We start from the raw sequence: 11,956 nt of genomic DNA, 5'->3' as shown, positions 1-11,956 counted from the left end.
AATGTCAACGATGTATAACCGGGTGCCGAATGGCGCCTTAGCAGAGGCTTGAGCCGTGTGCTGGGAAACTCGCATGCACGGTTCTTAGGGGGTTGGACGTAGGTAACTGCGTCTGACTACCCGACAATAATCAGCGCATGTTCAAAAAAACCTTGAGCTATTACATCATGCATATCACGGTTGCGATGTTGGTTGGTTATTACGTGACAGGCAGTATTGCAATGGCCATTACATTAAGTTTACTTGAACCAACTGTTCAAGCGGTTGCCTTTTTCTTCCATGAAAAAGTCTGGGAAAAGAAAGATAAAGCTGTAGAGGAAAATATCCCCGCTTAATCCAATCCTGCTCCTTGTAAAAAACCACCATAACGGTGGTTTTTTTAATGACCTTAAAACGTTCTTTTACTCTATCCACTTTAACTTTCTATTCATTTCATCCTATAGATTCAATTGTAGACAGAACATCAAAGCTTGGTTTTTTGCTGTAAGGCCAGCTGATCATGCGCCTCAACCAATTGTTCTATCGCAAGAATTAGTTTGTTTTTTGCCGCATTACACTCGGCAGCTGCACGGTTTTCGTCGTCTTCATCATCTGCGATTTCATATATCGCACAGCGCTTTTCGACTGTCCCTTCAAAAATATCCAATAAATTTTTAATGTGTTTAATATCCATCGCCTTCTCCCTGTGAGGTACAACATTGCTAATCGATGCAGCCATGACTGTACCTGTTGCTATAATTATTCACTGAAAAGTATGTTCCCCAAGCCATCAAAACTTGAGTTCATTTTTTTGTTTTAGTTCAATACTGAATTAAAAAGAAACGTCATCGCTCCTCTTTAATTCAAACGGTTGAATTACTTTCCAGCCCTGTATTTTTTATATTATGCATAACTCTGGTTTCGGTTTAAAAAATAACTTTGTAACAGCGCATTTGAGCTGAAAATGTCACAGCCCAATCTTAAATCATGCAGTGACCAAGTACTCAAATAACACTATTGAACCCTGAAAATCCCCTCAGATTTAAAGCGTCATCTGGCTTGAACGCCTAGTTTTAAATCAAAAGATACAACTTTTCCTTTGATTTATTCTTAAAATATTATAACAATGAGACTACGCATAAAAATTCTTTATAGGAATGAAGATGAATCTCGCAGCCTTTGAAGCCTTTGTAAAAGTCATGGAAACTGGTTCGATCTCTTTGGCAGCAGATCAGCTCTTCATTACGCAACCTGCTGTGACCAAGCGTATTCACAGTTTAGAAGAATACTTCGGTGTCAAACTTTTTGAATCCGCGGGTCGTGGTGTTCAAGCGACGCATGCGGCAAACTCTCTCTTGCCAAAAGTAAAAAGCTGGCTGAATGAATTGGGTGATATTCACCATACGCTCAGCCATGAGCAAGGTCAGGTTCAAGGTAAACTGAAAATTGGCACTAGCCATCATATCGGCTTACACCATTTACCGGCGCATTTGCGTCAATATGTACAACAGTTTCCAGAAGTGACCTTAGATGTACACTTTGTTGATTCTGAACAAGCCCATGAGCAAGTTTTAGCTGGCGACTTAGAGTTGGCTTTTTTGACTTTACCGCCACAAGGTGACAGCCGTTTAAAATACATCACGACATGGAATGATCCACTGGTATTCGTGGTTGCGCCTTTCCATCCTTTGGCGCAAGTTGAGCATTTAACCTTAGAAGATTTGATCCAGTACCCAAGTCTTTTGCCTGCGGCGCAAACCTATACCAGTCAAATTACTTTGGCTGAATTTGAAAAGTATGGACTAAAACCAAAAGTCACCATGAGCAATAACTCACTTGAGTCGATTCGTATGTTGGTTTCCATTGGTCTCGGTTGGTCAGTCCTTCCTAAAACCTTATTGAACCAAGATTTAAAACAACTGAATTTACCTTCAAACATGAATCGTCAATTGGGCATGGTATGGCACCCAGGCCGTACTCAGTCACTTGCTGCACAAAAGCTGGTTGAATTGATGAAACACATCTAATTCATTTTTTTGCCTACAAAATTCAATTATTAATCAAGCCACCGCTATGGTGGCTTTTTATATTCATCTGTTTAAGCATTTAGAAAAAGCGAATAATTTTCTATATGTTGAATGGTCGCTTAAATTTCTTTTGCATTAAAAATGGGATCGCCTATTTCAGCCGATCCCATTAAAAAACCCAAGGAAGACCTGTCGGTTTTATTTCGTCAATGAATCTTCATGTAATGATTCATTCAATTGATCGACAATAATCGCCCATTCACCATCTGACTTAATTTTTTCGGCCAAGAACTGACGCTGAGCATCTGTCCAATAGTCTGCTTCGGTAATTTTAGTTTGGGCACTGAGTTGATGCGTCACGATAAATAAAGCAATCGCGTCTTCACTCGAATCTAAACCCAGTTGTTCAAATAGATGAGTCATGCGTGGACGTACACTCATTGTCATTCTCCGTGTTAAAACTTATTGTTTATGGATACAAAATTATTCTGTTTTAAGGATATAACACGGAACGGACACGCACTCAATTACAGAATTCTACAGCGGTGAAAATTGAATAAAAGGCAAACTGAGCATAATCATCACGACCGATTGAATAAATACCAACAATAAAGGCAGCCCCCAGTTCACTCCGCCTTCTTCAGCAAACACCTGCTCACTATATTTCGGCTGCTGCATATAGGCTTTGGTCTTTTGCACAGCAAAATCGCTATAAAGCCGCTTTCCGATCCCTGCGAGTACGGCGTTAGGAATCAATGACAGCCCCATCAAGACCTGTTCAGGCACACCGATGATGAGCGCCAACATGCTAATCAAAAAACCAACCGCAAAGAATAAGAAGAAATAGCGATACATCTTCCGATAGAGTAACCAATAGGGCCCAAAAATTAACCCCGCCCAACTCAGGCCACTGTTGTGCCCACCTTGTTGTTCTATGAACTTTAAATAAGATTGAGCACGTGGCCCTATAAAGATTTGAATTAAATGTTTAAAAGAAGTTTCTGTCTGCATATGGAGCGATAGTTCAAATAAGTGAGCCGAAGTTTAATCAAAAGAACGTCAAATAAAAAAGCATCTCAAGATGCTTTTTTATCATATCTATTTTTAGGCTTGAATTGACCAGTCTTGAATGTCCCAACCTTGTTCTTTTGCTAGGACTTCTAAACGGTCATCTGGGTTAATTGCAAAGGCATGATCGGCATATTCCAACAGGAAACGATCATTAATCGAATCTGAATAGGCCCAAGACTCTGTCACATCACGACCTTCTAACCATTGATTCAAGCGGACTAATTTGCCTTTTTGATAGCACGGAGTATTGATCACTTTACCCGTATATTTACCATCCACAACTTCGGCATTGGTTGCAATGATTTCAGTAATACCAAATTCACGAAAAATCGGTGCGGTAATAAAATCAGACGTTGCGGTGATCCCGACCAATTGATGCCCTGCATCTTGATGGCGCTGAATGGCAGCAAAGCCCTCTGGACGCATTTGCGCACGAATGACTTTTTTCATAAACAACTGATGTAACTCAGTTAAGTAGGCATTGTCATGTTGAGTTAAAAACTCAAATACAAATTCATTATAAGCAATCGGGTCAAGCTGGCCTTTTTTATAATCATCATAAAATTTATCATTCATGGCACGATGATGAATTGGATCAACCAAGCCTTCATTGACCAAAAACTCCCCCCAAGAATGGTCTGAGTCGGTATTTAATAAGGTGTGATCAAGGTCAAACAGTGCCAATTTCATGAAAATACTCGTAAAAGCTGAAATTTAAGAAAAAAATTGTAAATCTATCTCCGCTAGTCGATAGAAATTCGTTAAGATCATAACAATTTTAACATTTTTACACTTTGCTTTTTCGAGATGGACACAGAAATAAACGTCCCCGTGAGCAAAGTCATAAATTACACAATATTTAGGTAGCCAAATGATCGATTCAGAAGGTTTCCGACCCAACGTCGGGATCATTTTGGCAAACGACATTGGACAAGTTTTATGGGCAAAGCGCATTGGTCACAATGCCTGGCAATTTCCACAAGGAGGTATCCAACATGGAGAAACCCCCGAACAGGCACTTTACCGTGAGCTGAGAGAAGAAGTTGGCTTACTGCCCGAACACGTCCAGGTGATAGCACAAACCCAAGGGTGGTTGCGCTATCGTTTGCCACATCGGTATATACGTACGGATTCAGACCCCGTTTGTATTGGTCAAAAACAAAAGTGGTTTTTATTAAAACTGACGGCTTCGGCACAGCATATTCAGCTGGATTTGTCAGACCCACCAGAGTTTGATCAATGGCAATGGGTCAGCTATTGGTACCCTTTGGGTCAAGTGGTGAATTTTAAACGCGATGTATATCGTAAAGCCATGGTGGAGCTGTGCAATCAGCTTCCGCAAAAACCGTAAAAATTTGCAGAATGGATGCAGATTTTTAGGATGAGTGTTGTTATAAATAAAGCAGAATAAATTTTGGAGCAGACACGATGTCGAACATGCAACTGGATACCTTAAGACGCATAGTCCAAGAGATTAATGCGTCGGCCAGTTTGCATGAATCTTTAGACATTATGGTCAATCAAGTGGCCGAAGCCATGCATGTGGATGTCTGCTCAATCTACTTGCTTGATGAACGAAATCATCGTTATTTACTGATGGCTTCTAAGGGTTTAAACCCTGAAGCCGTTGGGCATGTCTCTTTGCATACCAGTGAGGGTTTGGTCGGCTTAGTTGGACAACGTGAAGAAATCGTCAACTTAGACAATGCACCGAAGCATGAACGCTTTATGTATCTGCCAGAAACGGGGGAAGAAATTTACAATTCCTTCCTCGGGGTTCCGGTGATGTATCGCCGTAAAGTTATGGGCGTCTTGGTGGTTCAAAACAAAGAGCCTCAAGACTTTAGCGAAGCTGCCGAATCTTTCCTCGTGACCCTGTGCGCTCAACTTTCAGGGGTGATTGCCCATGCACATGCCGTCGGGAATATTGAAGTCTTTCGTAAACCAAACAACCTCCCTGCCTATAAAACTTTCCAAGGTATTTCAGGTTCAGGCGGTATTGCGCTAGGTCGTGCAGTCATCCTGTATCCACCTGCTGATTTGGCTTCAGTCCCCGATCGTGAAGCCGATGACATCAGTGAAGAACTCGAATTACTCGACAATGCCATAGACGCAGTTCGTCAAGAAATTTTGTCTCTCGATGAAAAGATGCAAGATGCCCTCATGGCCGAAGAGCGGGCATTATTTAGCGTGTTCTTGCGGATGCTCGATGCCAATGCCCTCCCCGCGGAAATCAAAAGTGAAATTCGTGACGGTAACTGGGCACAAGGTTCGGTACGCATTGTTATTGATAAACACATTGCGCTCTTTGCACAGATGGAAGATGACTATCTCCGCGAACGTGTTTCAGACTTAAAAGATCTAGGGCGTCGTATCTTGGCCTTTTTGCAAGAAGCAGATGCCAGTCACCGTGAAATCACCGATGAAAGCATTTTAATTGGTGAGGAAATTTCTACGGCTGCCTTGGTTGAACTCCCTGTCGATAAAATCGCGGCGATTGTGACCACCGAAGGTGCCATGAACTCACACATGGTGATTGTGGCACGTGCCCTCGGTATTCCAACCGTAGTCGGTGTGACTGAACTGCCAATTAATACCCTCGATGATGTCGAAATGATTGTCGATGCACATCAAGGTCGTGTATTCATCAATCCACCTCGTCGTTTACGCACACGCTATAAAGAGATTCAAAAAGAAGAAGAGCAAATTGCCAAAGATCTGAAGCAATACGAAACCAAAGATGCCATCACCCCTGATGGTGTTGCAGTTCGATTGTTTGTAAATACTGGCTTGATGATCGATGTGGTTCGCGGTGTACAACGTGGCGCCAAAGGTGTCGGTCTATACCGTTCTGAAATTCCGTTTATGCTGCGTGATCGCTTCCCTGGTGAAGAAGAACAGCGCGCTATTTATCGTCAACAGCTGAGTCATTTTGCCAATAAACCAGTGGTGATGCGTACCCTCGATATTGGTGCAGATAAAGACCTGCCTTATTTCTCGATTGAAGAAGAAAACTCAGCACTGGGTTGGCGTGGAATTCGCTTTACTCTCGATCATCCTGAGATTTTTTCAGCCCAAATTCGTGCCATGCTCAAAGCCAGTATTGGCCTGAACAACTTGCATATTTTGCTGCCGATGGTGACCAGTGTCAGCGAAGTCGAAGAAGCGTTGTATTTGCTTGATCGTGACTGGCAAGCGGTGCAAGAAGAAGAACAGGTGAAGATTACCAAGCCAAAAATCGGCATCATGGTCGAAGTACCGAGTGTGCTGTTACAGATCGATGAGTTTGCTGAATTGGTTGACTTCTTCTCGGTCGGATCAAACGATTTAACCCAATATTTACTTGCGGTTGACCGAAATAACCCACGAGTTGCCAATGTCTATTCACACTCACACCCAGCCGTACTTCGTGCGCTAACTCGCTTGGTGCAAGAATGTCATAAATACGACAAGCCGATTAGTATTTGTGGGGAAATGGCCGGTGATCCACTCACCGCTATTTTACTGATGGCGATGGGCTTTAATACCCTATCGATGAGTTCGAGTAATATCCTGAAAGTCCGTAAAGCCATCTGCCATGTGCCGATGCCCGATGCAAAAGAGCTCTTGGATCGTGCCTTAAGCATGAATAATCCCCTGATGGTGAAAAGCATGATGGAGTATTACTTCAAGACTCATGGTCTTGGTGATATGGTGAAATCTGCCACACGCATCGTGAGTGCTTAAAACTACTCATGTAAAATAATAAAACGAGGTGATGATGGATTTTTTATTTTTTCTGGCTTTTGTCGCAATTGCCTTTTATATGACAAAGATCCATCCACAACTCAAACAAAAAATGTTAGAGCTGCAGCAAGACACACCGATTGAAAAAGCATCCTCAACTCGACCTCGACCGTCCCAAACACAACAAGTCAATACACGCCCAACCAAGCCAACAAAATCCCAAGCCCCTGTCAGCCGCTCTCGTATTCCCCCTTTACTCGGTATAGAAATTACTGCGTCACAACAGCGCCGCTTAGGTAAAAATGATCCATCGGTACTGGCTGCACAGCACGCCAAACAGCTAAATCACATGCAACATACTGACTCAACATGGTTTAAGCAATTGACCAGTCAAGTGGAACACGTACTCCAACAACCTAATGACGCCTCAAAATATCAAAGTACAGCGTCTAGACCACAACAAAAATCCGCATTCAACAAAATGTTTGAAGACTTATTTTCAAAATAAGCGGTGTTTTAAGGTTCTACATTTAAACTCAAAACCAATGCTTTAAATACCGCATGGAACCATCTGAATGAACGTCGGTATCTTATTATTCAACGAAGTTGAAGTCTTAGATGATGCGGGGATTTCTTCGGGAATCAATGCATCTCTTTATATTGTGGCCAAATTGCATGGCCTAGAGATTGCGAAGCGAACAGTAAAACGTATGGAATATGATGTGAACTTTGTTTAAGCAGATGCTGAAGCCGAATCGTTTAGTAGACTACAAACTGAGAAAACACACTGAAATAAAAAGGGAGATAATCATTCGAATATCCCCCTTTTTTGTGCTTTGCATAGCCACGTTTTGCATTTTTCTTTCGATCTACAAAAGTTTGGCTTTTGTTAAAATCGTTCATGTGTTTTGCCACAAAGTTGCGAACTTCAACTTCAGGCAGGACTTTTTTCTTTGCCATTTGCATTCACCTTTTGCCTATACAGCACCCTCGTGCTGTAGTGCATATATTGGTCTATTTTTAGATTTTTTCAAGCACTTTCCTATGACTTTTTGATACAGCTTAGTTAGTCTCAAGACCATAAAAACTTTGCTTTGCCACATTTTTCCCCTCTCCCAAAGGGAGAGTAAAATACGTTGCATTTAACTTGCGAAAGCCCTTTCCAGCAAACGCTCCACATCGACCATTTTGGCGTCCAACATCCCCACCACTTGCCCATGTTTAGCGCTATAACGGCTTTGAATAAAACCATTTGCTACATAGTCAGGCGCATAGCGTTTCAGTAAAACTGCTTGTGCAAGTACCGTTAAACGACTGACCAAACTGCGCCCCATAAATTGTAAATCTTCAGGTGATTGATGGAACAACCTGAACAAGTCCTGCAATTCTGTTTGCAAGCTTTCATCTGTACTTGCTGTACTCGCCAAATCTTTAAACAGCACTTCAATAGATTCAGGGTCACGCCCAATCGCACGCAGCACATCTAGGCACATGACATTGCCTGAACCTTCCCAAATGGTATTCACAGGTGCTTCTTTAAAGATGCGCGCCATGATGCCGTTATCGACATAGCCATTGCCGCCAAAGACTTCCATCATCTCACCTGTCAGTTCCACCGCACGCTTACAAATCCAAAACTTGGCTGCTGGGGTCATAATGCGTTTCCATGCCACAGACAAAGTATCATCCGATTCATAGCACTGCGCCAAATGGAAACTGAGCTGCGTCGCTGCTTCACTTTCCAAAGCTAAATCTGCCAAGACTGCTCGCATTAGGGGTTGATCAATCAGATGTTTACCAAAAGCCTGACGCTGACGGGTATAAGCAATGCATTGCACCAAAGCTTGACGCAGCATGGCGCTCGAACCGACCGAACAGGTCAGACGGGTATAATTCGCCATTTCAATAATGGTTGGAATGCCACGCCCTGCCTCACCAATCATAATGCCCCACGCATTTTTGAATTCGACTTCCGAGCTTGAATTACTGCGGTTACCGACTTTTTCTTTTAGGCGTTGCACCTGAATATTATTCTTGGTGCCATCTTCCAACCAACGTGGCACAAAGAAACAAGCCAAGCCATCTTGTTCGTTTTTTGCCACCACCAAATGCGCATCACACATCGGTGCAGAGAAAAACCATTTATGCCCCGTGAGTAAATAAGCTTTACCTCGTCCTGTTTCTGCCACAGGCACAGCTATAGTTTCATTAGCACGTACATCTGAACCGCCCTGCTTTTCGGTCATGCCCATACCGAGCCAAATCGACTTTTTCTGCGCAATCGGTACATCGCGTTCATCATATTCAGTCGATAGTAGTTTCTCGCCAATTTTGGCCCACAGTTCAGGTTCGCGCTGAATGAGTGGAATACTGCCGAGCGTCATGGAGTTTGGACATAAATTGCCGCACTCGACCTGACCTGCTAAATAAAAACGTGCTGCCCATTCCACCCATTTTGCCTTGGAATTTGGCTGATTAAATGGATGTGCATGGGTATCAAACTGGCGGTTGAGCCCCATCCATTTATGCCATGAAGGATGAAACTCGATAAAGTCAGTACGGCGACCTCGCGCATCGAAGGCATGTAAAATTGGGGTATGTTTGTTGGCTAAAGCCCCATGCTGAAAGTATTCACTCGAACCTGCCACTTTGCCCATTTCGCATAAAGTCGGCTGATCATGGCTGCTGCAGCGTTTTAAGATTTCATGTAAAACCGTATCGCTTGAAAATAGATTGTAGTTTTCTAGTTCATCAAATTGGTTGCTGATTTGATGCGTCATCCATGGCTGTTCTAATGTATTCATCGTCTATATTTTCCACTTGTTCTTGTTGGCTTTTCATTTCAGTATAGAGAAAATTTAAAGCATAGACGTTCGGTTTTCAGCGCTTAACAATATGAAGAATTCAGCCATTCAGATACGGCGTAAGCCGCGTCAATCGCGTGCAAAGCTCACGCAAGAAGCCTTACAGGACAGTTTTGTTCGGCTTTTGCATGAGCGCCCTGCCAGTCAAATTACCATTCGGGAAATTACCGACCTTGCAGGCGTTGGCTTAGGGACATTTTATGAATATTTTTCCAAGAAGGAAGATTTGATTGCGCTAACCATTCATTTGCATGTGAAACACAATGCTGAACAGATGAAAACTTATGCACAATCGCTGATCAAGTTATCCACAGATTTGGATTTTCAAGAGTATTTACAGCAAATCATCCACTTTCAAATTGAGCAAATTCAAGCGCAGCAGTTTTTATGGTCACAGGTGTTTTTATTGGAACGGCGGATTTCAGATATTGAAAGTTACCGTAAAAGTTATGTCATGATGGTGCAAATGTGGCAACACATGCTTAAGCCTTTTATAAATAACGAGGAAAAGCTCAAGCCAATGGCTTTAAATATACAAAGAGTGTGTTATGGCTTTGTGTCGCAAAGCTTGTTGATCGTACCCAACTTTACTGAATGGGATGAATTAAAGCGAGATATAATTCATATGTTGCGCGATTAGACTTCGCGGACAAGTCTAATGACGTTTCAAATGCATCGGTGAATAAAATAAAGTCATGTTATTTACAAAAAAAACCGGCTCTTAAACCAGTTATTTTAGATATTTAGGAAATTCATTTTTACGGTAGAAGAAAATCATTCATCACTTGGTTCATCCTTCAATAAAAGTGCTTTAGAAGTTATGCTTTTATTGCCAGCTTACTTATCTCATTTATACGCCTTTGCAATGCTGGCCAGTTGTAAGCTCTTTAAAAACTCAGCCGTATATTTCGGGCTATGGCGTAATGCATCTCGATGATCGCCATTTGGGATCGCATGATAGACCGCTGGCAATTTTTGTTTGCACACTTGCTGGTAATAACTTTGAGTACCAAGGTGATCTACAAATGGTCTGCGGCGCCTTAAACAAACATCAGTGTTACGGTTAGGGTCATATATTCAATCGACTACCGTTTTAAATAGCTTAGGGATGGCCTTAAGTCTGAATTTTTTAAAAGATTGGCTGAGGTGCTTGTTTTAACTAATTTTTTAGTTCTGATAAACAGCGTTTACGGGCCTGATTTAGTAAAGACTGCATATCTGGACTAACCTGTTGATCTACATTGATCGATCTGCTGCGGCTGCTCCCTACAACACGCTGGGGAAAAATGCCGCTACGTTGGTATCTGGGTTTGGATTGGTTTCTACGTATTCAGCAATACATTCATATTGATAACCACCCGGTGCCAAGGGTATTGCAGCTTTAAAATTTAATTCAAGCGCATCTTTTTGCTCCTGAGCTGCAACCGCAATCACAGCTGCACCACCTTGACTATGCCCCATCACCATCCAGTCTTTATTAAATTGCTTCGACTTGCAAGAATGCAGTGCATGTACAGAATGCACCAAATTATAAACTTAACTGACTACATTCATATGAGGGCGCAGTTTTAGCTTACCCAGTCCTTATAATCTGTTGCAACCACTACATAGCCATGCCTCAAACAACTGTCGATTGCACCATCTATGACTAGTTGCAAACTATATACAGGCCCATTGTATAATCACTTGAAGGAGCACTTGTATCAGCCACACAGTCGTGCCATGTGCTCATGCCAATACGGTCCAGTCTTGTTTAAGTGCTTATCCTTTTAGGCGTAAAATATATCCCGAGGTCAAAATGGGTTCGCCATTAACCCCCTCAACTACGATATGCGATCACGTAAGGTTGCCTAGTATGTTGATATGATGTAGGAATCGATACACGCTGGAGTGACAACACCTGACCTGACAACAATAAAGATAGGTGTGCCAACTAGCATCACCCCATAAAAAATTTATTTACAATTTTCTAAAACAACTTAGACCACTTGCCAATATTTCTTCAGCTGTATTTTTAGCTTATTTTAAGTATTAAATAATGTCTTTAATGTTAAAAAAGCTCTGCAATATTAACAACATAAAAATGTCTTTCATTAACTAGAATCAGCTAAAAAACCTATATTAAGGCCAAAATCCATAATAGAAATATGGATTTAGATATTTCGTCCTATTCTACCTATCATAGCGATATATTTGAGTTTAATTCATCGATAAAATATTAAAACAAAATATATAAATAAATAATATAAATTCAATAACTTAATCAATCGAATTAACCATTTATTCAAA

14 protein-coding genes are annotated in these 11,956 nt (G+C 41.7%); 7 read left to right on the top strand and 7 right to left on the bottom strand.

Annotation, left to right across the window (positions count from 1 at the left end):
* Positions 1–137 precede the first annotated feature (137 nt).
* Positions 138–335, top strand: a complete 198-nt coding sequence (locus FTU17_RS00765; RefSeq protein ID WP_180134487.1) for a DUF2061 domain-containing protein — start codon at positions 138–140, stop codon at positions 333–335.
* A gap of 128 nt (positions 336–463) precedes the next feature.
* Here FTU17_RS00765 and FTU17_RS00760 read toward each other — a convergent pair whose 3' ends face one another.
* On the bottom strand, positions 464–673 hold the full coding sequence (locus FTU17_RS00760; protein WP_180024477.1) for a hypothetical protein: 210 nt from the start codon (positions 671–673) through the stop codon (positions 464–466).
* A gap of 469 nt (positions 674–1,142) precedes the next feature.
* Here FTU17_RS00760 and FTU17_RS00755 point away from each other — a divergent pair, with 469 nt between their 5' ends.
* Positions 1,143–2,006, top strand: a complete 864-nt coding sequence (locus FTU17_RS00755) for a LysR family transcriptional regulator (protein WP_078189725.1) — start codon at positions 1,143–1,145, stop codon at positions 2,004–2,006.
* A gap of 198 nt (positions 2,007–2,204) precedes the next feature.
* Here FTU17_RS00755 and FTU17_RS00750 read toward each other — a convergent pair whose 3' ends face one another.
* The 3 genes from FTU17_RS00750 to FTU17_RS00740 all read right to left on the bottom strand — a co-directional run bounded on the left by FTU17_RS00750 (position 2,205) and on the right by FTU17_RS00740 (position 3,767).
* The gene (locus tag FTU17_RS00750) at positions 2,205–2,447 is read right to left on the bottom strand and encodes a DUF2789 family protein (RefSeq protein ID WP_078189726.1); all 243 of its coding nucleotides are present in this window, start codon (positions 2,445–2,447) and stop codon (positions 2,205–2,207) included.
* 96 nt (positions 2,448–2,543) lie between these two features.
* Positions 2,544–3,017: a DUF2628 domain-containing protein gene (locus tag FTU17_RS00745; RefSeq protein ID WP_180134486.1), complete on the bottom strand. Its 474-nt coding sequence runs from the start codon at positions 3,015–3,017 to the stop codon at positions 2,544–2,546.
* A 93-nt stretch (positions 3,018–3,110) separates the two neighbouring features.
* Positions 3,111–3,767, bottom strand: a complete 657-nt coding sequence (locus FTU17_RS00740; protein WP_078189728.1) for an HAD family phosphatase — start codon at positions 3,765–3,767, stop codon at positions 3,111–3,113.
* Positions 3,768–3,948: 181 nt separating this feature from the next.
* Here FTU17_RS00740 and FTU17_RS00735 point away from each other — a divergent pair, with 181 nt between their 5' ends.
* The 4 genes from FTU17_RS00735 (at position 3,949) to FTU17_RS00720 (ending at position 7,540) form a co-directional block, all read left to right on the top strand.
* A complete protein-coding gene (locus tag FTU17_RS00735; RefSeq protein WP_078189729.1) occupies positions 3,949–4,428 on the top strand; it encodes an RNA pyrophosphohydrolase in 480 nt (159 codons plus the stop codon).
* Between the two features lie 77 nt (positions 4,429–4,505).
* A complete protein-coding gene (gene ptsP, locus FTU17_RS00730) occupies positions 4,506–6,803 on the top strand; it encodes a phosphoenolpyruvate--protein phosphotransferase (protein ID WP_180005299.1) in 2,298 nt (765 codons plus the stop codon).
* 79 nt (positions 6,804–6,882) lie between these two features.
* Positions 6,883–7,311, top strand: coding sequence for a hypothetical protein (locus FTU17_RS00725; RefSeq protein WP_180134455.1), 429 nt, complete (start codon positions 6,883–6,885; stop codon positions 7,309–7,311).
* A 67-nt stretch (positions 7,312–7,378) separates the two neighbouring features.
* Positions 7,379–7,540 carry a hypothetical protein gene (locus tag FTU17_RS00720; RefSeq protein WP_180109040.1) on the top strand — a complete coding sequence of 54 codons (162 nt, stop codon included), beginning with the start codon at positions 7,379–7,381 and terminating at the stop codon, positions 7,538–7,540.
* Positions 7,541–7,562: 22 nt separating this feature from the next.
* Here the strand turns inward: FTU17_RS00720 and FTU17_RS00715 are convergent, their stop codons facing one another.
* Both FTU17_RS00715 and FTU17_RS00710 read right to left on the bottom strand, forming a co-directional pair.
* Positions 7,563–7,763 (bottom strand): hypothetical protein, encoded by a 201-nt coding sequence (locus tag FTU17_RS00715; RefSeq protein ID WP_180042069.1) that lies wholly within the window; start codon positions 7,761–7,763, stop codon positions 7,563–7,565.
* A gap of 182 nt (positions 7,764–7,945) precedes the next feature.
* Positions 7,946–9,607, bottom strand: coding sequence for an acyl-CoA dehydrogenase family protein (locus tag FTU17_RS00710; protein ID WP_180134485.1), 1,662 nt, complete (start codon positions 9,605–9,607; stop codon positions 7,946–7,948).
* Between the two features lie 91 nt (positions 9,608–9,698).
* Between FTU17_RS00710 and FTU17_RS00705 the strand changes: the two genes are divergently transcribed.
* Entirely contained in the window at positions 9,699–10,307 is a 609-nt protein-coding gene (locus FTU17_RS00705; protein WP_180134484.1) for a TetR/AcrR family transcriptional regulator, read from the top strand.
* Positions 10,308–10,933: 626 nt separating this feature from the next.
* Here the strand turns inward: FTU17_RS00705 and FTU17_RS00700 are convergent.
* Entirely contained in the window at positions 10,934–11,194 is a 261-nt protein-coding gene (locus tag FTU17_RS00700) for a hypothetical protein (RefSeq protein ID WP_180065344.1), read from the bottom strand.
* Positions 11,195–11,956: the final 762 nt, after the last annotated feature.

The sequence above is a fragment of the Acinetobacter sp. YH12070 genome (genome assembly GCF_013419625.1).
In the GTDB taxonomy this organism is placed as follows: domain Bacteria; phylum Pseudomonadota; class Gammaproteobacteria; order Pseudomonadales; family Moraxellaceae; genus Acinetobacter; species Acinetobacter amyesii.
Note: the sequence above shows the minus strand (reverse complement) of the source record. Positions and strands in the feature narration are given on the sequence as shown.